18 protein-coding genes and 1 pseudogene are annotated in these 21,693 nt (G+C 70.8%); 6 read left to right on the top strand and 13 right to left on the bottom strand.

Translation table 11 applies throughout. The features are described from left to right. Positions 1–109: 109 nt before the first annotated feature. The 3 genes from FCN22_RS09860 to FCN22_RS09850 all read right to left on the bottom strand — a co-directional run bounded on the left by FCN22_RS09860 (position 110) and on the right by FCN22_RS09850 (position 2,771). Complete coding sequence (locus FCN22_RS09860; protein ID WP_238384648.1) at positions 110–607, bottom strand: amino-acid N-acetyltransferase; 498 nt, start codon at positions 605–607, stop codon at positions 110–112. 105 nt (positions 608–712) lie between these two features. Then, on the bottom strand, positions 713–1,396 hold the full coding sequence (locus FCN22_RS09855; RefSeq protein WP_238384647.1) for a response regulator: 684 nt from the start codon (positions 1,394–1,396) through the stop codon (positions 713–715). Then, entirely contained in the window at positions 1,386–2,771 is a 1,386-nt protein-coding gene (locus FCN22_RS09850) for a sensor histidine kinase (protein ID WP_137121375.1), read from the bottom strand. The genes FCN22_RS09855 and FCN22_RS09850 overlap by 11 nt, the downstream gene beginning before the upstream one ends. A 166-nt stretch (positions 2,772–2,937) precedes the next feature. On the opposite strand from FCN22_RS09850, the gene FCN22_RS09845 reads away from it, so the two are divergent. Continuing rightward, positions 2,938–3,690, top strand: coding sequence for a DUF4352 domain-containing protein (locus FCN22_RS09845; RefSeq protein WP_137121374.1), 753 nt, complete (start codon positions 2,938–2,940; stop codon positions 3,688–3,690). A 39-nt stretch (positions 3,691–3,729) separates the two neighbouring features. Here FCN22_RS09845 and FCN22_RS09840 read toward each other — a convergent pair whose 3' ends face one another. Beyond that, positions 3,730–4,224: a DinB family protein gene (locus FCN22_RS09840; RefSeq protein WP_202911509.1), complete on the bottom strand. Its 495-nt coding sequence runs from the start codon at positions 4,222–4,224 to the stop codon at positions 3,730–3,732. A 39-nt stretch (positions 4,225–4,263) separates the two neighbouring features. On the opposite strand from FCN22_RS09840, the gene FCN22_RS09835 reads away from it, so the two are divergent. Next, a complete protein-coding gene (locus FCN22_RS09835; protein WP_137121373.1) occupies positions 4,264–5,232 on the top strand; it encodes a sigma-70 family RNA polymerase sigma factor in 969 nt (322 codons plus the stop codon). Between the two features lie 74 nt (positions 5,233–5,306). On the opposite strand, the gene FCN22_RS09830 is transcribed toward FCN22_RS09835, so the two are convergent. From FCN22_RS09830 to FCN22_RS09800, 8 genes are all read right to left on the bottom strand, one after another. Then, the gene (locus FCN22_RS09830; RefSeq protein WP_137121372.1) at positions 5,307–6,530 is read right to left on the bottom strand and encodes an LCP family protein; all 1,224 of its coding nucleotides are present in this window, start codon (positions 6,528–6,530) and stop codon (positions 5,307–5,309) included. Between the two features lie 103 nt (positions 6,531–6,633). After that, a complete protein-coding gene (locus tag FCN22_RS09825; RefSeq protein WP_137121371.1) occupies positions 6,634–6,891 on the bottom strand; it encodes a CBU_0592 family membrane protein in 258 nt (85 codons plus the stop codon). A 281-nt stretch (positions 6,892–7,172) separates the two neighbouring features. After that, positions 7,173–8,060 (bottom strand): phosphatase PAP2 family protein, encoded by an 888-nt coding sequence (locus FCN22_RS09820; RefSeq protein ID WP_162308178.1) that lies wholly within the window; start codon positions 8,058–8,060, stop codon positions 7,173–7,175. A 270-nt stretch (positions 8,061–8,330) separates the two neighbouring features. After that, a complete protein-coding gene (locus FCN22_RS09815; protein WP_137121369.1) occupies positions 8,331–10,862 on the bottom strand; it encodes an ATP-dependent Clp protease ATP-binding subunit in 2,532 nt (843 codons plus the stop codon). A gap of 303 nt (positions 10,863–11,165) precedes the next feature. Next, a complete protein-coding gene (locus FCN22_RS09810) occupies positions 11,166–12,977 on the bottom strand; it encodes a dipeptide ABC transporter ATP-binding protein (RefSeq protein WP_137121368.1) in 1,812 nt (603 codons plus the stop codon). After that, a complete protein-coding gene (locus FCN22_RS21880) occupies positions 12,977–13,897 on the bottom strand; it encodes an ABC transporter permease (RefSeq protein ID WP_338016644.1) in 921 nt (306 codons plus the stop codon). The genes FCN22_RS09810 and FCN22_RS21880 overlap by 1 nt, the downstream gene beginning before the upstream one ends. Beyond that, complete coding sequence (locus FCN22_RS21875; protein ID WP_202911508.1) at positions 13,894–14,940, bottom strand: ABC transporter permease; 1,047 nt, start codon at positions 14,938–14,940, stop codon at positions 13,894–13,896. Before FCN22_RS21875 ends, FCN22_RS21880 begins: the two co-directional genes overlap by 4 nt. 88 nt (positions 14,941–15,028) lie before the next feature. Further along, positions 15,029–16,903 (bottom strand): ABC transporter substrate-binding protein, encoded by a 1,875-nt coding sequence (locus FCN22_RS09800; RefSeq protein ID WP_137121367.1) that lies wholly within the window; start codon positions 16,901–16,903, stop codon positions 15,029–15,031. A gap of 197 nt (positions 16,904–17,100) precedes the next feature. On the opposite strand from FCN22_RS09800, the gene FCN22_RS09795 reads away from it, so the two are divergent. From FCN22_RS09795 to FCN22_RS22805, 4 genes and pseudogenes are all read left to right on the top strand, one after another. Further along, positions 17,101–17,925, top strand: a complete 825-nt coding sequence (locus FCN22_RS09795) for a (Fe-S)-binding protein (RefSeq protein WP_137121366.1) — start codon at positions 17,101–17,103, stop codon at positions 17,923–17,925. Then, positions 17,922–19,469: a LutB/LldF family L-lactate oxidation iron-sulfur protein gene (locus FCN22_RS09790; RefSeq protein WP_202911507.1), complete on the top strand. Its 1,548-nt coding sequence runs from the start codon at positions 17,922–17,924 to the stop codon at positions 19,467–19,469. Before FCN22_RS09795 ends, FCN22_RS09790 begins: the two co-directional genes overlap by 4 nt. Then, a complete protein-coding gene (locus FCN22_RS09785) occupies positions 19,466–20,146 on the top strand; it encodes a LutC/YkgG family protein (RefSeq protein WP_137121365.1) in 681 nt (226 codons plus the stop codon). The genes FCN22_RS09790 and FCN22_RS09785 overlap by 4 nt, the downstream gene beginning before the upstream one ends. 63 nt (positions 20,147–20,209) lie before the next feature. Continuing rightward, positions 20,210–20,440, top strand: a pseudogene (locus FCN22_RS22805) (FAD-linked oxidase); the annotation flags it as partial. A gap of 370 nt (positions 20,441–20,810) precedes the next feature. On the opposite strand, the gene FCN22_RS09775 reads toward FCN22_RS22805, so the two are convergent. Then, positions 20,811–21,692: an Fpg/Nei family DNA glycosylase gene (locus FCN22_RS09775; protein WP_137121364.1), complete on the bottom strand. Its 882-nt coding sequence runs from the start codon at positions 21,690–21,692 to the stop codon at positions 20,811–20,813. Position 21,693 lies beyond the last annotated feature (1 nt).

Here is a 21,693-nt window from a genome sequence, read left to right as displayed (position 1 = left end):
GCACCCGGTCACCCACTGGCTCGACGGCGGCGAAACGGCGGCGCGCTGCCCGCAGTCGGGGTCGCTGCCAGCACGGGCGGGCACCGAGGCATGCCCGAACGAGGAAGCGTCAGAGGATGCGCAGCATCCGGGTGTTCCCGAGGGTGTTGGGCTTCACCCGGTCCAGGTCGAGGAACTCGGCCACGCCCTCGTCATACGAGCGCAGCAGCTGCCCGTAGACCTCCGGGTCGACGGCCTGCCCGTCGATCGTCGTGAATCCGTGCCTGGTGAAGAAGTCGACCTCGAAGGTCAGACAGAACACCCGGTCGACCCCGAGCTCGCGTGCGTCTTCGAGCAGCGTCTCGAGCAGCTTTCCGCCGATGCCCCGCCCGGTGACCGACGGATCCACCGCAAGGGTGCGCACCTCGGCCACGTCCTCCCACATCACGTGCAGCGCGCCACACCCGATCAGCTTCCCGCGGTCGTCCTCGACGACCCGAAACTCCTGCAGCGCCTCGTAGTAGGTGACCGCGTCCTTCGCGACGAGCACCCTCGTCTCGGCCAACGGCTGGACCAGCGCACGGATGGCCCGCACATCGTTCGTGCGTGCCCTGCGGATCTCGTTCACCCAAAGCACAGTAGACGCGGCGCCTACACGCGCACGCATCGGTCCACTCGCCGAGACCGGCCAACCGGCGGTGCGGCGACCGTCCTACGGCCGACTGCGATGCCGTCAGCTGCCCACACCGGCGAGCAGCCCCGAGCGCTCGACCAGGACGGCCACCTCGACTCGGCCGGAACAGCCGAGCTTGGCCTGCGCGTGAGCCAGGTGCGTCTTGACCGTCGCCTCGCTCGCGAAAAGTTCGGCCGCGATCTGCGCGTTGGACAGCCCGCGGGCGACGGCGCGGACCACCTCACGCTCCCTGGCCGTCAGCGTGACCATCGCGGCCTGAGCGGACCGGCGGGCAAGCGCGGAGGGGTCGTGGCGCACGTGGTGGAAGAGCTGTCGGGCGCTGCCCGGGGAAACCGCTCCGCCTCCGGCCGCGACATTCCGGACGGCAGCGAGGATCTCGGCCGGCGAAGCCGTCTTCAACAGGAAGCCGTCGGCGCCCGCCTCCACGGCGCGCAGCATGACCTCGTCGTGGTCGAAGGTGGTCAGCACGATGATCTTCGGGGGATCCGCCAGCCGACGCAGCGATCGTGTGGCGGTGATCCCGTCCTGCCGTCGCATCCGCACATCGAGCAGCACCACGTCGGGGGCATGCCGGTGGACCGCCTCGACCACCCCGTCGCCGTCGTGGACCGCCCCGACCACCTCGAGGTCGTCAGCGGTGGACAGCATCAGCTCGAGGCCTTGGCAGACCAGGGCATCGTCATCGACCAGGAGCACACGGAGCGGCCGCTCATCACCCTGCACGGGTCACCTCCTTGTCCTCACCAAGGCTCTGCACGCCGCCGGTCCAGGGCAGCCACACCTCTACCCGGAAGACCCCCAGTGCGTCCACGCCGTGCCGCGACTCTCCGTCGAGCTGGGCGGCCCGCTCCGCGATGCCCGCGAGCCCGGCACCTCGACCGTGGGGCGGTGCGTCCGTCCCGTGGCGCTCCTGACCCGGGCGCACCGAGCCAGACTGTGCCACCAGGTAGTTGGCGGCCTCGATCCGTATGCCGTGCCGGTCGTCACCCTCGACACGCAGTCGGACCGGAGCGCCCGGCGCGTGTTTGCGGGCGTTGGTCAACATCTCCTGCACGATCCGGTAGACCGCCCGGGCCAACTGGTGGCTCGCTCGCGCTGCGCCGTCGAGGTAGACCGTCGACTGGACCTGCATGCCTCCGCTCATGCTCTCCTCGATCACTCGGGGCAGCTCGGCGAGGGAGGGCGTGGGATGCACACTCTCGCTCTGGCTGGGGTCGCGTAGGACTGACAGCAGGGAGCGCAGGTCGTCCATGGACTGTTGGGCGCCCTCGCGGACGAGCGAGGCGCTGTGGCGCACGCGTGGGTCCTCGCCGGCGGCCACCTCCAGGGCTCCGGCGTGCAGCGAGAGCAGCGACAGCCGGTGCCCGAGGACATCGTGCACCTCGCGGGCGATCCGCTCGCGCTCCGCCTGGCGGCCCATCTCCTCGCTGAGCCGCCCGACCGCATCGCGATCGGTGCGCTGCTCGGCACGGGTCGCCTGCAGGTCGCGTCGCGTGCGCAAGAAGAGGCCTGCGCCGACCGACAGAGCGACCAGCACGACCACGATGAGGCCCTGCGCCCACCAGCTGAGGGCCGTGGACGTGGCGCCGGAAGCCGAGGACCCGACGAAAACGTCACCCCAGAACGAGGTGCCCGGCGCGTGGCCGTGGGCATCACGCCATACGGACGCCGTGGTGCCCAGGCCGGCCGCGAGCCCTCCGGCCCACACGGCCCTGCCGCGAAGGCGAGCCACGACGTGGGTGAGGCCGATCAACAGGCCGAGCACATCCAGCGGAAAGAGCAGCGCGGCGGCCGCCGCACCCATCGTCACCCATAACGGCCACCGGCGCCGCCAGGTCATGGAGACAGCCACGGCGGCACCGGCCAGGAACGCGAGCGCCAGTCTGTCGGACAGCGGGGTATCGGGCGGGAGGCCGGCCGCGGCCAGCCGGCGGCTGTCGGCCAGGGACACCGCGAGCGACGAGCTCAGCAGGCAGGTGACCACCACGAAGACCGTGCACCCACGTCGACGGGACCTCACGCCGCGGAGCAGCCGGCCGAGCGCAGCGAGCGCACCAGGCAGCCGGATCGGCGCCGAAAGGGCCTGGCTCGTGGACATGCGACGAGGCTAGCTCCGGGGTCCGACAGTGGTCCTCCGTCATCCGGCTGCGGTGTGGTCCGCCGGATCATCCGATGAGCCAAGGTGATCCAGCCGATCGAGTGAAGACCCCGGCGGTTGTCCCGAGGTGGACTGTGCGCACTTCACCACCGACGAAGGAGAACCCATGTCCCCGCACGACGACCACGACCGTCGACAGCAGCGCTTGACGCACTTCGAGGGATGGCAACCGGTCGGCGCTCCGCCACGGCCCGAGAAGCCCAGGGGGTGGTTCCGGCGGCACCGCCTGCTGACCGCGTTCGCCGCCCTAGCGGTGCTGGCGGGAGTGGTCCAGCTGAGTGGCGGTTCCTCGGACTCGGCGACCGAGCAGGCAGCTCGAGCCGTCGCCACGAGCCAACCCACCGCCCAGCAGCCTGCCGCCGGCCCGAGCGCCGCCGACCGGCCGGAGGCCGACGACCCGAAGCCGGCAGACGCTGCGGGGGCGGCAGACGCGGCAGAGAGACCGGATGCGAGCGGGGCCGGTCTCCCGCGCATCGGCACCGCCGTGCGCGACGGCAAGTTCGAGTTCACCGTGACGAAGGTGGACCGCGGGATCAAGCAGGTGGGCGGCGACCTGCTGGGCGAGAAGGCCCAGGGCCGGTTCGCGCTCGTCCACGTCACGGTCAAGAACATCGGCGACGAGTCCCAGCTGCTCGACGACACCTCGCAGGTCGTCCGCGATGCCACTGGCCGTGAGTTCGACGCGGACTCCGTGGCGGCCATGTCCATCGAGGGCAACGACGTCTTCCTCAACGAGATCAACCCCGGCAACACCGTCAAGGGCGTGCTCGTCTATGACATGCCGAAGGACGCCGAGCCCGCCAGCATCGAGCTGCACGACTCGATGTTCTCCGGCGGCGTGATGGTCAGCCTCCGGTGACGCTGCCCCCACATGCGTGAGGGCACCGCCGGGCAGGGGTCATCGCGGCCCGAGCCCGGTGCGGCCGTCGATCAGCTCGCGGACGATGTCCAGGTGGCCCGCGTGCCGCGCGGTCTCCTCGATCATGTGCACGACCACGGAGCGGCCGTCCGGTGCGTACTCGGCCAGCTCGGGCGGTGGCGCGACCCGGGGTGGCGCCGCCAGGTCGGCGACGACGACGTTCTGGTCCGAGATCGCGGCCTGCTTCCGGTAGAAGTCGACCACGTCGGCCGTCTGCGCGCGCACCGTGAACGGGCTGTAGGGACCGTCCAGCGGCCACGGCGGCAGGTTGCCGGCCGAGCCGGCCAGCACATGGTGCAGCCACAGGTGCTCGGCGCCGCACAGGTGAGCCACCAGCCCGAGCGGAGTCCACCCGGACGCGACTGCCGGTGTGTTGAGCTGGTTGTCGTCCAGCCCGTCCAGGATCGCCACGACGCTGTCGCGCTGGGCGTCCAGGTAGTGCAGCAGGGTCATCGTCTCGTCGTTGTCTGTCACGGAAGTCGTGACGGAGCAGGCGGAGCATAATCATCGGTTGTGGGTGAGGTTTCTGTCACGAGCGACGACGCGTTCACCGACCTCGTCGCGCCACTGCGACGGGAGCTGCACGCCCACTGCTACCGGATGCTGGGTTCGGTCCACGACGCCGACGATGCCCTGCAGAACGCGCTGGTGCAGGCTTGGCGTGGGTTCGGCGGCTTCGAGGGCCGCAGCTCGCTGCGGCGGTGGATGTACACGATCGCCACCCGGTGCAGCCTGGACCTGATCGCGGAGCGTCGCCGCCGGGCCCTGCCGATCGATCTCGGCCCGTCCAGTCAGGAGCCGGTCGTCGACGACGTGCCACGCACCGATGTCGCGTGGCTCGGTCCCTATCCTGACGGCGGGATGGAGTCGCGCTTCGAGGAGCGCGAGGCGGTCGAGCTCGCGTTCGTCGCAGCCCTGCAGCACCTCCCCGGCAACCAGCGTGCGGCGTTGTTGCTGTTCGAGGTGCTGGGCTTCTCCGCGCAGGAGATCGCCGACATGATGCAGACCTCGACGCCGGCCGTGAACAGTGCCTTGCAACGGGCCCGCGCGGCGCTCAGGGAGCATATGCCGTCCGGCAGCCAGCAGCAGGCGCTGCGGCGGCTCGGCGACACGAGGCTGCGCAAGCTGGTCACCGGGTTCGCCGCCGCCCTGGAGCGGGGCGACGCCGACGAGCTGATCGAGCTGCTCAGCGCGGGGGTCACCTGGTCGATGCCACCGCTCCCACACTGGTACCAGGGCCTCGAGCACGTCGGCCCGTTCGTGCGAGCCGTGCCGCTCGGCTCGTGTGGCGAGTGGCGCGCGCGAACCCTCACCGCGAACGCACAGCCCATGGTCGCGCTCTATCTGCGTGCCCCCGGCGACGACGCCTACCGGGCCTGGTCGCTGAACGTGCTGACGGTGCACGACGACGCCATCGGCGACGTGACCTCGTTCATCGGGGTCGACGCGTTCACGAGCTTCGGGCTGCCTGTGACCGCCTGACCGGCAACGGCGTGCCGCGGGCCGGCCGACCCGGCTGGCGCGCGGAGAGCATGGCCGACCGGAGGACCAGAACCCTAGGACAGGTTGCCGTCCCGCAGGTCGGCGAAGAGCCGGCGCGCGGTGTCGCCGAGCACCACGATGGACGCGCCGGCCGCAGACGTGCCGAACCCGCCGACGGCCACCTCATTGCGCACCTTGGCCGGGTTCATCCGGAAGATCGTGGCGGTCAGGGTCAGCACCTGTGCCGGTGACAGGTCCGTCTCGACGTGCGGCCCGACCTTCTGCAGGTAGGTCGGCAGCGAGCGCGGTCCGGACAGCCGCACCATGCCGGCCCCGGCGAGCAGGACCAGGCCCTGGTTGCGGCTGCGGCCGAAGTCGCCGTCCGGCAGCGTCTTGCGCTCCCGCGCGTAGGCCAGCGCCTCCTTGCCCGAGAGCTTCTGCCTGCCCTTCTCCACGTCCGCTCCGGACGCCTCCCCCTTGACCGCCTTGGGCACGTCGATGCGCAGGCCGCCGACCGCGTCGATCGCCTTCTTGAAGCCCCCGAACCCGGTCAGCACGTAGCCCTCGATCGGCAACCGGGTGGCACGGCGCACGGTCTCGAGCTGTGCCTTCGGCCCACCGAACACCATGGCGGCGTTGATCTTGTTCTTGCCCCCGGTGGAGAGCGACACGTAGGAGTCACGGGGTATGCCGAGCACGCCGCCGCCGCCCTTCCCGTCCACTCCGACGATGTGCAGGCTGTCGGCGCGGGAACGGTCGACTCTCTGCCCGTGGCTCACGCGGGCGTCCGAGCCGATGAGCAGCACCCGGCGGTCACCGCCGAGCACCGGCTTGACCCGCAGCGAGGGCCACCAGCCGCCGACGACCCGCCAGCTCTTGCCCTGCTTCACGGCGAGCGTGACGTCCTTGCCCGCGGTGACCACCGCGACCCGGGCGTCCTTGAAGCGGCCGACAGTGCCCTTCACCCGGACCTGCCGGTCGGAGACCTGACGATGCTCGAGCGCCGCGGTGGCGGCGCTGCTCGCGGGGACCCGGCCCACGCCATACAGGGGGTTGATGACGGCTGCGAGGCCGTCTGGCAGGCCGGCCCCCGGTGGCCTCGGCGTCTCGCGAGACGTCGTGGGCGCGGCGGGGCTCGGCGCGGGGGCGTCGCTGGTGGTGGTGCTCGGGCTGGGGCTGTCAGCCTCCGACGAGGAATCGCCGGAGCAGCCCGCGGCCGCGAGGCAGAGACACACGCCGCCGACCGCGAGTGCCCGGGTGCGGGTGGACCAGGAAGGACGGGCTGAGCGCTGTGTCACCGGGACACCCTAGACAGACCGGCCGCGTCGATGCGACGTGGCGCGCGGCCCGTCCCACCCAGTGAACCGGCGGCGTGGTCGGTGAGCTTCCGGTGCCCGCCCCTCAGTGGGCGACGGTCTCCACTCCCTGGGCCTTGCGCACGAGGGACCACACCGAGACCAGGGCCCAGACGCCCTCCAGCAGCAGGAACCCCCAGTCACGGCCTTGCCAGGCAAGCACGGCGAGGACGGCCGAGCCCCCGAGGTTGAGCCACAGGTAGGACCAGGTGTCGGGGCGCAGTCGCCCGAGCTGCACGCCCGCGAAGGCGGCAAGGATGAGCAGGGCACCCAGGACCTGCACGATCTGCGAGGGGTCGGACATGGATCTCCTCCTGCAGGCCGTCGTCGGGTCCGGGTACGGCGTGCTCTCGTCCGGGGCGGCGCCGCGGACTCGGGCCACCTGGTCCACAGATAGCACGACGGGCCGCCGCCCTTCCACCTCGCCCGTGGTGCCCGTGCTCACCCCGGGCGGCTTTGCTCACCCCGGGCCGGTTGCCGACCGCCGCGAAGCGGTCTGGAACGAGCACGGGCCGTCCCCACGCGCCCCTGTGCTCACCCCGGGCCGGTTCCCGACCCCCGCGAAGCAGTCTGGAGCGAGCACGGTCAGTCCAGGTGGCGTGCGACGTGCGACATCCAGCCCACCGCGAGGGCGCAGGCCAGGCCGATGAGGGACAGCGCACCCACGACCAGGTCGAGTGAGCCGGGCGACCCGCTCGGCCGGATGCCGGCGAAAACCACCAGCACCCCCACCGTCAGGGCACCGAGGAGAGCCACCCAGTGACCCTGGCCGCGCCGCGCCAGCCTGCGGCGGTAGCCGTGGCCCGCGGCGGCCGCGATCAGCAGCGCGACGGCGGCCCACACCACACACACCGCGACTGCCGCGACCACGTCGCTCGGGCGGTGCCAGCGTGCGACAACCGTGCCCACGCCGATCAGCGTGGCGGCGCACGCGCCGACCAGCGTGACGGGGGTTCGCAGCCAGGTCGGTGACACCAGCAGGGCGGCCAGGGCGAGGGAGACCACCACGGTCGTGTGCCCGCTCGGCAGGCCGTTGAGGGTGCCGAGCCCGAAGTCCGTCCGCGACAGCAGCTCGTGCTTGAGCAGCTGCGTGCTGAGGTTGGCGCCGGCCACCAGCACCAGCGCGGCAATGGACAGCGCCCAACGCCGGCGCGCGAGCGCCAGCACCATGCAACCGAGCACGACCAGCGCCACCGTCCCGACCGAGACGGTGTTGAGCACCTCGTGCGCGTTCTGCACCGTGTCCTGGGGACCGCTGACGGCGAACATCGCCTCGCGGTCGACCCGCTGACCCTCGTAGGTGCGCAGCGCGACATACGCCGTCACGACGAAGAGGGCCAGGGCGACCAGACCTGCCAGCGCCGCCTCCCCGACCAGCCGTCCCCGTCCCTGGCGTCGCCCACCCTGGGCCGGCCGGAGCGGCTGGGGCGCCTCCCCACGAAGGGTGCGAGGCGGCTCGCCGGCGGGATCCATGCTGACAGTCTCCCCGACGCGCGGCCCCGGGCGGGTCGCCACACCCTGCGAGGGATCATTGCGAGGTTGCATGCCCGTAGGACGTCCGAAACCTCGCGATGATTCCCCCGTGGGACGTGGCGTGATGTGGCACACGGCGCCTCGCCACGGCGCCGCCGGGGTCTGCCGGCAGACGAAGGGGCCGGGCGCGTGGTGCGCCCGGCCCCTTCCAGCCTGCTCGGTATGCGCGGCCGCGTCACCTTGGCAGGTGGGCGGCCGGCATACCGCCGATCACTCCGTGCCGGTGGCGGTGGACCCCGACGAGGTGCCGGCCGCCTCGACCGGCAGCGAGTCCGGCGCGTGGGTGTGCGGCGTGCCCTTGAAGGTGAACGACGCGGACTTGCCCTCGCCCTCGGTGCCGACGAGGACGATCTCGCCGGTCGCGACCTCGCCGTAGAGGATCTTCTCGGACAGCACGTCCTCGATGTCCCGCTGGATCGCCCGACGCAGCGGACGGGCGCCGAGCACCGGGTCGTAGCCCCGCTTGGCGAGCAGCTGCTTGGCCGAGGGCGTGAGCTCGATACCCATGTCCTTGTCCTTGAGCCGCAGGTCGAGCTTGGCGATCATCAGGTCGACGATCGCGACGATCTCGTCCTGCGTCAGCTGCGGGAAGACGATCGTGTCGTCCACGCGGTTGAGGAACTCCGGCCGGAAGTGCTGCTTGAGCTCGTCGTTGACCTTGTTCTTCATCTTCTCGTAGCTCGAGTGCACGTCACCGCCCGAGGCGAACCCGAGCGAGACGCCCTTGGCGATGTCCCGCGTGCCGAGGTTGGTCGTCATGATGATGACGGTGTTCTTGAAGTCGACCACCCGGCCCTGGGAGTCGGTGAGCCGGCCGTCCTCGAGGATCTGCAACAGCGAGTTGAAGATGTCGGGGTGAGCCTTCTCGACCTCGTCGAAGAGCACGACGGAGAACGGCTTGCGGCGCACCTTCTCGGTGAGCTGACCGCCCTCCTCGTAGCCGACGTAGCCGGGAGGGGACCCGAACAGCCGCGAGACCGTGTGCTTCTCGGAGTACTCGCTCATGTCCAGCTGGATCAGGCTGTCCTCGTCGCCGAACAGGAACTCCGCCAGCGTCTTGGCCAGCTCGGTCTTGCCGACGCCGGTGGGCCCGGCGAAGATGAACGAGCCGCCGGGACGGTGCGGGTCCTTCAGGCCGGCGCGGGTGCGCCGGATCGCCTGGGACAGGGCCTTGATGGCCTCGTCCATGCCGACGATGCGCTTGTGCAGCTCGTCCTCCATGTGGAGCAGCCGCGAGGACTCCTCCTCGGTGAGCTTGAAGACCGGGATGCCGGTCGAGGCGGCCAGGACCTCGGCGATGAGCTCCTCGTCGACCTCGGCGACGACGTCCATGTCGCCGGACTTCCACTCCTTCTCGCGGTGCGCCTTCTCCTCGAGCAGGTGCTTCTCGTCGTCGCGTAGGGACGCCGCCTTCTCGAAGTCCTGCCCGTCGATCGCCGACTCCTTCTCGCGGCGGACGTGCGCGATCTTGTCGTCGAACTCGCGCAGGTCCGGCGGTGCGGTCATCCGGCGGATCCGCAACCGCGCACCGGCCTCGTCGATCAGGTCGATCGCCTTGTCCGGCAGGAACCGGTCGTTGATGTAGCGGTCGGCCATGTTGGCGGCCGCGACCAGCGCGCCGTCGGTGATGGAGACCCGGTGGTGCGCCTCATAGCGGTCACGCAGCCCCTTGAGGATCTCGATCGCGTGGGCCAGGTCGGGTTCGTTGACCTGGATCGGCTGGAACCGGCGCTCGAGCGCGGCGTCCTTCTCGATGTGCTTGCGGTACTCGTCCAGCGTGGTGGCACCGATGGTCTGCAGCTCGCCGCGGGCCAGCATCGGCTTGAGGATGCTGGCGGCGTCGATCGCGCCCTCCGCGGCACCCGCCCCGACGAGGGTGTGGATCTCGTCGATGAACAGGATGATGTCGCCGCGGGTGCGGATCTCCTTGAGCACCTTCTTGAGGCGCTCCTCGAAGTCACCGCGGTAGCGGGATCCCGCCACGAGCGCGCCGAGGTCGAGCGTGTAGAGCTGCTTGTCCTTCAGCGTCTCGGGCACGTCGCCGCGCACCACGTCCTGCGCGAGGCCCTCGACGACGGCGGTCTTGCCGACGCCGGGCTCCCCGATCAGGACCGGGTTGTTCTTGGTGCGGCGCGACAGGACCTGCATGACGCGCTCGATCTCCTTGGCGCGTCCGATGACCGGGTCGAGCTTGCCCTCGCGGGCGGCCTGGGTCAGGTTGCGGCCGAACTGGTCGAGCACCAGCGAGCCGGCAGGGGTGCCCTCCTGGGAGGCGCCGACGCCCGCGCCCTGAGGCTCCTTGCCCTGGTAGCCGGACAGCAGCTGGATGACCTGCTGGCGGACCTTGTTGAGGTCGGCGCCGAGCTTGACCAGCACCTGCGCCGCGACGCCCTCGCCCTCACGGATGAGGCCGAGCAGGATGTGCTCGGTGCCGATGTAGTTGTGGCCGAGCTGGAGCCCCTCGCGCAGGGACAGCTCGAGGACCTTCTTGGCGCGCGGGGTGAAGGGGATGTGCCCGGACGGGGCCTGCTGGCCCTGACCGATGATCTCCTGCACCTGTCCGCGGACGTCGTCGAGCGAGATGCCGAGGCTCTCCAGAGCCTTGGCGGCGACACCTTCGCCCTCATGAATCAGGCCGAGCAGGATGTGCTCGGTCCCGATGTAGTTGTGGTTGAGCATGCGCGCTTCCTCCTGCGCAAGCACCACCACCCGGCGGGCCCGGTCGGTGAACCGTTCGAACATCGCTTTCGCTCCTCGCTATCGAGAGATACCTCGATGCTATCTGTGCTTTCGTGCGCACACACCCCACGTCCGCGGGGTCTGGTGCCTGTGGGAGCCAACGTGCCCGTATGCCGGTCTGTTCCGCTGCGTGGGTGAGCACGCCACGTGTTCGCCCACGGCGTAGCGACAGCGACCCGAGTCGGAACCCGGAGGCTCGCGCTCCGGGTCGACCGGCCGGCATACGGTCTGGACCCTCGGCCCATCATCGTTGTGGTTTCGTTGCCGAGGGCGACGTCCCTGTCACGATGATCGGCGCGACTCGGTTCAGTCGGCGGGGGCGGCCAGGGCGGAGTCGACCGGGACGGCGGCGGTGAGGGGAACCGCCGCGAGGAGCGTCCGGGTGTAGTCGTGCTGCGGGTGCAACAGCACGTCCTCGACCGGGCCGGACTCGACGATCTTGCCCTCGTACATCACCATCACCCGGTCGGCGATGTTCCAGGCCAGGCCGAGGTCGTGCGTGATGACCAGCGCTCCGAGGCCGAGAGTGCGGCGCAGCTGGAGCAGCAGCCCCAGGATCTCGCCGCGCACCGAGGCGTCCAAGGAGGCCACCGGCTCGTCGGCGACGAGGAACTCCGGCTCGAGCGCCAGGGCGCCGGCGATGACCACCCGCTGCAGCTGGCCACCGGACAGCTCGGCGGGGATGGCCGAGAAGAAGTCCTCCGGCGGTGAGAGCTCGGCCTTGGCCAGCGCCTCGCTCACCAGCTCGCGCTCCCGGGCGTCCATCCCGTGGATGCGCAGACCCTCGGCGACGGACTCGTAGACCGAGTGCTTGGGGTTGAGGGCGCTGGCCGGGTCCTGCAGCACCAGCTGGACCTGCCGCCGGAACTCCTTGAGCGCACCGGCCCTGGCGGGCAGCGCCTCCCCGCGGTAGTACACGTCACCCCGCGTCGGAGGCTGCAGCCGCAACAGGGCCCGGGCCAGGGTCGTCTTGCCCGACCCGGACTGGCCGACCAGGGCCGTGATCTCGCCGCGCCGGCACTCCAGCGAGACGTCGTCGACCGCCTTGACCAGGCCGTGCTTGGTGTGGAAGGCGACGGACAGGCCACGCGCCTCCAGCAGCACCTCGCCCGGTCCGGTGTGCCGGCCGGCCCCGCTCGACGTCGCGCCCTCGCCTTCAGGGGACTCCGCCTCCTCGGCCGCGGCGGCGTGCTGCTCGGCCGGCTCACCAGAGGCCGCACCGCCCCTCGCCCGGTCGGCGGCGCCTCGCTCCCTCACCTGCTCGGCGGTCTCGGCACCGGCGAAGTCCCGCCGCGACACCGGGTGCATGCGCGACGCGGGGTCGCCGATCCGGGGGAACGCGGCCGCGAGCGCTGCGGTGTAGGGGTGGCGCGGCGCCGTCGCGACCTGCTCGCTCGGCCCCTCCTCGAGCACGACGCCGTCGCGCATGACGGCGATGCGCTCGCAGGCGGTGCGCAGCACGGACAGGTCGTGGCTGATGAAGATCAGCGAGAGGCCGCGCTCGCGCACCAGACCCGACAGCAACTCGAGCACCTGCGCCTGCACCACGACGTCGAGGGCCGTGGTCGGCTCGTCGGCGATGATCATCTCCGGGTCGCAGGCGAGCGCCATGGCGATCATCGCGCGCTGCCGCTGGCCGCCGGACAGCTCGTGCGGGAACGACGACGCCTTCGCCTGCGGCAGGTCCACGTCGCGCAGGAGCCGGTGCACCCGGGCCTTGCGTGCCTTCTCGGTGCGGTAGTCGTCCTTGACGTGCAGCTCGAGGGCCTCCTCGATCTGCGCGCCGATCCGCCGGACCGGGTTGAGCGAGTGCATGGCGCCCTGGAAGACCACGGCCGCCTCGCTCCACCGCAGCGCCCGCAGCCTGCCCCACGACAGCCCCAGGACGTCCTCGCCGTCGAGCAGCACCTGGCCCTCGACCCGCGCGCTCTTGGGCAGCAGCCGCAGGATGGACATGGCCAGCGTGGACTTGCCGGAGCCCGACTCGCCGGCGATGCCGAGCGTGCCGCCTTCGGGCAGCGTGAGGCTCACTCCGCGCACCGCCTGGACGTCACCGCGCGAGGTGTCGATGCGGGAGGCGTAGGTGATGGAGACGTCCTCCAGGATCAGCTCGGGCATCAGCGCTCCCGCAGGCTCGGGTTGATGACGGCCTCGAAGGCGCGACCGACGAGGGTGAAGGCCAGCACCACGATGACGATGGCGACACCCGGCGGCAGGATGAACCACCAGAAGCCGCCGGTCGCGGCGCCGGAGTCGAGGGCCAGCTTGAGCATGGTCCCCCACGACTGCTTGCTGGTGTCACCGAGGCCGAGGAAGGACAAGGTGGCCTCCGCGATGATCGCCGAGCCGACGGTCAGGGTGGTGTTGGCCATGACCAGGGGCATGACCGCCGGCAGCACGTGCTTGCGTATGACGTGTCCGTGCCCCGCCCCGAGGGCCCACGCCCGTTCGATGTACGGCCGGGCGTCGACGGTGAGCGTCTGCGACCGGACGACGCGGGCGGTGCCGGCCCAGCTGGTGATGCCGATCGCGAGGATGACGGTCCAGACGCTGCGGCTCAGCACGGACGCCAGCACGATCGCGAGGACGAGCGACGGCAGGACGAGGAAGAAGTCGATGACCCGCATCAGGGCGGCGCCGGTCCACCCACCGAAGTGACCGGCCGCCATACCGACGGTCGTGCCGATCACCATCGAGATGACGGTGGCGACCACGCCGACGAGCAGCGACACCCGTGCGCCCCACAGGAGCACCACCAGGACGGACCGGCCGGAGGGGTCGGTGCCGAGCGGGAACTGCCAGGTCGGCGGGTGGTTGATCGGGTTGTCGAGCAGCTGGGTGACGTCCAGCAGCCGGTCCGGCGCGATGACCGGGGCGAGCAGGGCCAGCGCCACCACCACGAGCAGGATGACCAGTCCGGCGACGCCACTGCGGCTGCGCCGGAACTCACGCCACACCTGCGCCATCCGGGCCCGGCGGCGGGCGGAGGTGACGTTGCGCGGTGCGCGCTGTGTCCGGTTGGACGAACTGGTGCTCACAGCGCACGCACCCGAGGGTCGAGGAAGCGGTAGATGAGGTCGGCGATCAGGTTCATCAGGATCACGATGGCGGAGAAGACGACGAAGGTGCCCTGCAGCAGCGGCAGGTCCGGACCGTCGAGGGCGGAGTAGGTGAGCCAGCCGAGTCCCGGCCAGGAGAACACCGTCTCGGTGGTGACGGCGCCGGCGATGAGCCCGCCCAGGTGCAGGAACACCAGAGTCACGGTCGGCAGCAGGGCGTTGGGCACCGCGTGCCGGCGGCGCACGAGGTCCTCGCGCAGGCCCTTGGCGCGGGCGGTCACCCGGTAGGGGGCGTCCATCTCCTCGATCAACGAGGCGCGCATCACCAGGAGGTACTGCGCATAGGTGACCGCGACCATGGTGATCACCGGGAGGACGAGGTGCTGGGCGACGTCCAGGACGTGTGCGAGCCCGGTGGAGCCGTCCCCGCTGTCGTAGCCACCGGGCGGCAGGATCTGCAGCCAGCCGGCGAAGACCAGCAGCAGGATCAGACCCAGCCAGAAGGTCGGCACCGACCACAGGATCAACGCGGTCGCGGTGTGGGTGCGGTCGAACCAGCTGCCACGCGCCCAGGCGGCCTTCTGCCCCACCCACAGGCCGAGGACGATCGCGACGAAGGCCGCGATGCTGGTGAGCAGGAGCGTCGGACCGAGGTGGTCCATGATCAGGTCGGACACCGGCCGCTTGTAGACGTAGGAGGTGCCGAGCTTGCCCTGCGGCAGGTCCTTCAGGTAGATCCAGAACTGCTGGAGCACCGACTTGTCGAGTCCCAGCTGGTGCTTCATGGCGGCCAGCTGCTCGGCGGACATGACCCGGCCGCGGGTCATGGTGCGCACCGGGTCGCCCGGCAGGATGCGGAAGGCGAAGAAGCCGAGCAGCACCACCATGACCATGCTGACGACGGCGCCACCGACCTTGCGCGCGGCGAACTGGCCGAACGACGACCCGACCCGTGCGTCCCGGTCGCCTTCGAGCGGTTCGACCGCGTCGACGGCGTCGGAGTCGATCAGGGTGTTGGACATGCGATCTCGTTCCTCGGGAGGCGCGGGCCAGGCCGCGGACACGCCGGCAGGCACGAGGCATCGGTCGCCCCGCGCCTGCTGGCGTCGGTCACTCGCGGTCGTCGGCGGGCTTCTTCTTCTTGCTGGCGAGGAAGCCGCCACCACCGAGCACCACGACCGCTGCGGCGATGATGCCCGCCCAGGCGCCGCCGCCCATGCCGCCACCGTCGTCGTTGCCGGCGCTGCCGGTGGGGTTGCTGGCGCTCTCGGCCTTCTTGACGTCCTGCGCGTTCGCGGGGTGGGCGCCCCAGACCGCCCAGTAGCCGGACTGCCCGGTGAGCATGCCGCCCTTCTTGGGCATCTTGATCATGCCGGCCACGTGGTCAGAGCGGTAGGCCTCGAGGCTGTCGCCGTACCAGAAGTCGATCGAGGGAGCCGCGTTGTAGTGCATCGCGAGCATCTTCTGCACGATCTGCTCACGCTTGCCCTGGTCGAGCTCGGCGTGCTGCTCCTCGTAGAGCTTGTCGAACTTCTTGTCGCACCAGAAGTCCATGCTGGTGCCGCCCTCGCCGTTCGGCTTGACCGGCAGCGCGCTGCAGGTGTTGATGCCGAGCTGGAAGTCGGGGTCGGACCCGAGGCTCCAGCCGGTGAAGTACATGTCGTAGTTGGCCTTCTGCAGGTCGACCGAGATCGCGTCACCGTCGGACATCTGCAGGTCGACCTTGATCCCGATCTTCTTCAGCCACGGCATGATGTAGTCGGCCATCTGCTTGTCGGTGGAGTCGGAGTTGTCCCCCAGCAGGCGCAGCACGATCGGCTTGCCGTCCTTGCCCAGCCGGATGCCGTCCGGGCCCTTCTTGTAGCCGGCCTGGTCGAGCGCGGCGTTTGCGGCGTCGGGCTCATAGGTCGCCAGCTTCGACTTGTCCGGGTGCCAGTGCCACTGCGGGAAGACGGCCGGCACGAACGAGGTGGCGAGCGTGCCGTGTCCCTGCAGCATCTTGTCCATCAGGGCCGGGATGTTGATCGCCTGCCGGATGGCGCGGCGGACCACCGGGTCCTTGAGGACCGGGTTGCCGTCACCCATCGGGGTGCCGTCCTTGGTGGTCGCCCCCGGGTTGAGTCCGAGGCCGGTGAAGCGACGGCCGCTACCGGAGTTGACCGTTACGCCCTTGGCATCCTTCAGCGCGTCGAACTGCGGCACCTCCAGGCCGCCGATCAGGTCGATGGTGCCGGCCTTGAGACCCTGCACCGCGGCGTCGCCGTTCTTGAAGTTGACATAGGTGACGCCGTCCATCTTCGGCTTGCCCCGCCAGAAGTTCGGGTTGGGCTTGAGCACCACCTGCTGGCTGGGCTTGTAGGACTCCAGCACATAGGGACCCGAACCCACGACGTCCTTGGAGTTGTCGAACTTGGCCGGGTTCTTCAGCTTGCTCCACACGTGCTTGGGCACGACCGGGATCTCGATGCCCGGGTTGACCGCTGTGCCCTCCTTCATCGTGATGACGAGGGTGTCCGGGTCCGGGGCCGAGACCTTGGCGAAGTTGGTCACCAGCGAGCCGTTGGCCTGCGACATGGCCTCGTTGGTCATCATCTGCGTGTAGGTCCACTGCGGGTCCGCAGAGGTGATCGGCTGGCCGTCGGACCACTTCATGCCCGGACGGATGTGGAAGGTCCAGGTCTTGCCGTCCTTGCTGGTGTCCCAGCTCTCCGCGAGGCCCGGGATCGGGGAGCCGTCCTTGGCGGAGTACTGCACGAGGTTCTCGTAGACCATCCGGTTGATGCCGGTTGGCGTGAGGTAGATCGAGACGAAGGGGTTGAAGGTGTCGATCGTCGAGCTGTAGGCGACCTTGAGGATGTGCTTGCCACCCTCGTCGACCGCCGACGCGGTGGAGGCGAGGGCCGGCACTCCCGCCAGGGCAAGGACCGCCGATGCGGTCGCCGTGGCGGCGATGGGACGGACACCTCGGTGGGCGGGGGACCTCATGTGCGTGCTCCTTCACAGGGTGGGGACCGGTCCGGAAGGAGGCGGATGCGGGCACCCCGACACTCCACGGCCGATTCGGACAACCAATCACCGTGCCGCCCAGATGTCAACGAGTTTCGATCAGTGGTTATCAAACGGCAATAACCTCCACGCGGTCGCCGCTCGCCGAGGTTGCGCACCACGGGCAGACTGTCCGCATGAAGATCGCGCTGTTCGTGACCTGCCTCGGCGACGTGCTGTTCCCCGACGTAGGCAAGGCGACCGTGCGGGTGCTCGAGCGGCTGGGGCACGAGGTCGTCTTCCCCACCGACCAGACCTGCTGCGGGCAGATGCACGTCAACACCGGCTACCAACAGGACGCGCTCGGACTGGTCCGTCACCACGTGGACGTCTTCGAGCAGGCGATCGCCGACGGCGTCGAGGCGATCGTGGCGCCGTCGGGATCGTGCGTGGGATCGGTGCGGCACCAGCACGCGGTGGTGGCCGAGCGGGCCGGTGACGAGCGGCTCGCGGCCCGCGCGCGGGCCGTGGCCGAGCGCACCCACGAGCTGTCCGAGCTGCTGGTCGACGTGCTCGGGGTGACCGACGTCGGCGCCGACTATCCCCACCGGGTCACCTACCACCCCACCTGCCACTCGCTGCGGATGCTCGGCGTGGGCGACAAGCCGCTGCAGCTGCTGCGGGCGGTCCGCGGCATCGACCTGGTCGAGCTGCCGGCCGCCGACCAGTGCTGCGGCTTCGGCGGGACCTTCGCGGTCAAGAACGCCGACACCTCCACGGCGATGCTCGCCGACAAGATGAGCAACGTGCTGGAGACCGACGCCGAGTTCGTCACCGCCGGTGACTCCTCCTGCCTGATGCACATCGGCGGCGGCCTCGGCCGCCTGCGCACCGGCGTCAAACCGGTGCACCTTGCCGAGATCCTGGCAACCACGGAGGCACGCATGGCGGGTGACGACGGGCGGCGAGAGCGGAGCGGAGCGACTCCGCCGCCGAGGAACGGCGAAGGAGGGCACGCATGAGCGGCGGAAGGGGACAGACGTTCCTGGGTATGCCGCGTGCCGGGCACCCCGGTCCGACGGCGGACACCGCGGTGGGCCACCTGCAGGGCGAACGGGACTTCCCCACCGCCGCGCGTGACGCACTGTCCGACAGCCAGCTGCGGCGCAACCTCGGCCACGCCACCGCCACGATCCGCGCCAAGCGTGCCTCGGTCGTCGGCGAGGTGCCCGACTGGGAGGCCCTGCGCGACGCCGGGAGCGCGATCAAGACCGACACGATGGCCCGGCTGCCCGAGCTGCTCGAGCAGCTCGAGACGGAGGTGACCGCGCGGGGCGGGATCGTGCACTGGGCCCGGGACGCCGCGGAGGCCAATGCGATCGTCACGCGGCTGGTGAAGCAGACCGGTGAGACCGAGGTGGTCAAGGTCAAGTCGATGGCGACGCAGGAGATCGGCCTGAACGAGGCCCTCGAAGACGCGGGCATCACGGCATACGAGACCGACCTGGCCGAGCTGATCGTGCAGCTCGGACACGACGCCCCGTCGCACATCCTCGTGCCAGCGATCCACCGCGGCCGCAGCGAGATCCGCGAGATCTTCCTGCGGGAGATGCCGAACGTCGACCCCGCCATCACCGACGACCCCCGGGCGCTCGCCGAGGCGGCGAGGGGCTACCTGCGCCGTCGCTTCCTGCGCGCCAAGGTCGCGATCAGCGGCGCCAACTTCGCGGTCGCCGACACCGGCACGCTGGTGGTGCTCGAGTCGGAGGGCAACGGGCGGATGTGCCTGACGCTGCCGGAGACCCTGATCACGGTGATGGGCATCGAGAAGCTCGTGCCCACCTGGCGCGACCTGGAGGTGTTCCTCCAGCTGCTGCCGAGGTCCTCGACCGGTGAACGGATGAATCCCTACACCTCCGCGTGGACCGGGGTGCACAGCACCGAGGGTGTGCCCGACGGTCCGCAGACCTTCCACCTGGTGCTGCTGGACAACGGCCGGACGGCGGCCCTTGCCGACGAGCTGGGTCGCACGGCGCTGCACTGCATCCGCTGCTCGGCGTGCCTCAACGTGTGCCCCGTCTACGAGCGCACCGGGGGGCACGCCTACGGCTCGGTCTACCCGGGACCGATCGGGGCGGTGCTCTCACCGCAGCTGACCGGCATCACCGGCGGCGACGAGCCGAACGACTCCCTGCCGTTCGCCTCCTCCCTGTGCGGTGCCTGCTACCAGGTCTGCCCGGTCAAGATCGACATCCCGTCGATCCTCGTCCAGCTGCGCGCCGAGCACGTGGAGGCCCGCAAGGCCCGCAGCAAGGTACCCACCGCGGAGGCGGTCGCCATGGCGGCGGCGGCGTGGACCATGGGCGACGAGGGGCGGTTCGCCAAGGCGGGCAGGGCCGCCCGGATGGGCAGTCCCATGATCCGGCGGGGCAGGGTCCGGGTGCCGCTTCCACCACCGCTGTCCGGCTGGACCGCGTCTCGCGACGTGCCCTCGCCACCACCGGAGACGTTCCGTGAGTGGTGGGCGCACCGCGACCAGAGCGACGCGAGCGAGGCCCGGGCGTGAGCGCCCGCGACGAGGTGCTGCGGCGGGTCCGGGAGGCGGTCGGGTCGACCGGCGGGACGACGCCGCCCCCTCGTGCCTACCGGACCAGCGGCGACCTGCCCGCCGGCAGCTCGGAGCTCGACGACCTGCTGGTCGAGCGGATCGAGGACTACCGCGCGACGGTGCAACGCACCGGCGGCAGCGACGAGGAGATCGTGGTGGCAGTCCGGTCCGTCCTCGGCTCGTTGGGTGTGACGTCCGTCGTCTGCCCACCGGCCGTCGCGGCCCACTTCCTGGCTCCGAACGGTGACCAGGAGAGTGGGATCGATTCGCGGGCGGAGAACGCCGGACCGGTGCGCATCGTGGCCGACGACGGCAGCCTCGACGCCGACACCCTCGACGGGATCGACGCGGTCGTGACCGGTTCCGCGGTCGCCATCGCCGAGACCGGCACGATCGTGCTCGACGGCGGCCCCACGTGCGGTCGGCGCGCGATCACGCTGGTGCCCGACATCCACGTGTGCGTGGTGCGGCCCGACCAGGTGGTCCAGACGGTGCCCGAGGCGCTCGCGCGGCTCGACCCGGCGCGGCCGCTGACCTTCATCAGCGGACCGAGCGCGACCAGTGACATCGAGCTGAGCCGCGTCGAGGGTGTCCACGGTCCCCGCACGCTGGTGGTCATCCTCGCCCGCAGCTGACCCGGCCCGGCACGCGATCACGGCGTTCTCCGGACGAGCTGGCCGCTGCGGGGCACCCTCGGGGTGCAGGCGGTGGACCAGCGTCCTGCCGCCGTCGTCGAGATCGCCTCGGCGTCCGACGCGCAGTCGGCCGTACGCACCGCCACCGGCCTGGGTCACGCCGTTTCCGCACAGTTCAGCGGCCACGCCGCGACACGGGCTCTCGACGACACCGTGGTGGAGCGCACGGCGCGACTGGGCCAGGTGGAGGTGGACACCGCTGCCCGCATGGCGCGCATCGGCGCCGGGGTCTCGTGGGCCCAGTTGCTCGTCGACCGGTTCGTGGCGGCGGCAGGCGCGCCCGGCCAGCAGTCGATCCTGATGGCGCAGGTGCGCCACCTCGGCGGGGCCTTCGCCTTGCCGAGTCATCGCCCGACAGCCTCCGGGCCGATCGACGACCCGTTCCTGCTGTTCGTCGTCGCCCTCGCGTTCGGGCCGCCGATGACCGACCGCTTCGGCGAGCTCTCCTCAGCACTCGGACCCGAGCTGACCGGCCGCACGGCGTTCACCATGCTCTCCGCCGACGACCCGGTCCAGCGCGCCTTCACGGCACCCGAGCTCGAGGCCCTGCGTGCGACCAAGCAGCGGGTGGACCCGCGACGCCTGGCCGCGGGTCACGCGCCCGTCAACGCCGGCGTTGGCACCGCCCGCACCAGTAGAGCGTGCGACCCGCCGCAGCGACCGACCGCACCCAAGAGCCGCACACCCGGCACGGTTCGCCGGCACGCTGGTAGAGGTAGAACCGGCGCTCGTAGCGGTCACCCAGCCGCTCGCCGGTCAGGGTGGGCGTATGGCGGGCCGCCGCACCGCTGGCCACCTCCCCCAGCGCCTCGGTCACCTGGTCGTCCATGGTGAGGATCTGGTTGTAGGCCACACCGATCCGCATCAGCTGGGACAGGTCGTCCCAGAGTTTCTGCCAGGTCGTGCGACGCACCTCCTGACCGGGACGAAAGGGGTTGACGCGCTGGCGGAACAGCACCTCGCAGCGGTAGACGTTGCCGACACCGGCGATCACGGCCTGGTCCATGAGCAGCTCACCGATGGGCCTGCGACTGTTCGAGATCCGCGACCACCCCAGTTCCGGATCGGCATCACCGCGAAGCGGATCCGGGCCCAGTCGCGCCTCGACGGCGTGCACCTCCGCGGGCGTGATGACGGCGCACAGGTTGGGGCCACGCAGGTCGGCGACGTGCCCGTCACCCGCCAGCCGCAGGCGAACCTGGCCGGTCACCGGCAGGTGGGCGGCCGGCATACCGACGAGCTCCGCTGGCAGCGGGACCACGGGGAAGGTGCCGATCAGCCCCAGGTGCACGTGCAGCCAGACCTCACCGTCGAACTCGACGAACAGGTGCTTGCCCCAGGCCGACGAGCCCACGAGGACGGTGCCGTCGAGCCGGGACGCCCCCGCCGCGAACCGGCCCTGCGGACTGGTCGCCGCGACCGGGGAGCCCGCGAAGGCGCGGTCCAACCGGCCCGCCAGCGCGTGGAGGGTGTGTCCTTCGGGCATC

The sequence above is a fragment of the Segeticoccus rhizosphaerae genome (genome assembly GCF_005222685.1).
Classification (GTDB): domain Bacteria; phylum Actinomycetota; class Actinomycetes; order Actinomycetales; family Dermatophilaceae; genus Segeticoccus; species Segeticoccus rhizosphaerae.
Note: the sequence above shows the minus strand (reverse complement) of the source record. Positions and strands in the feature narration are given on the sequence as shown.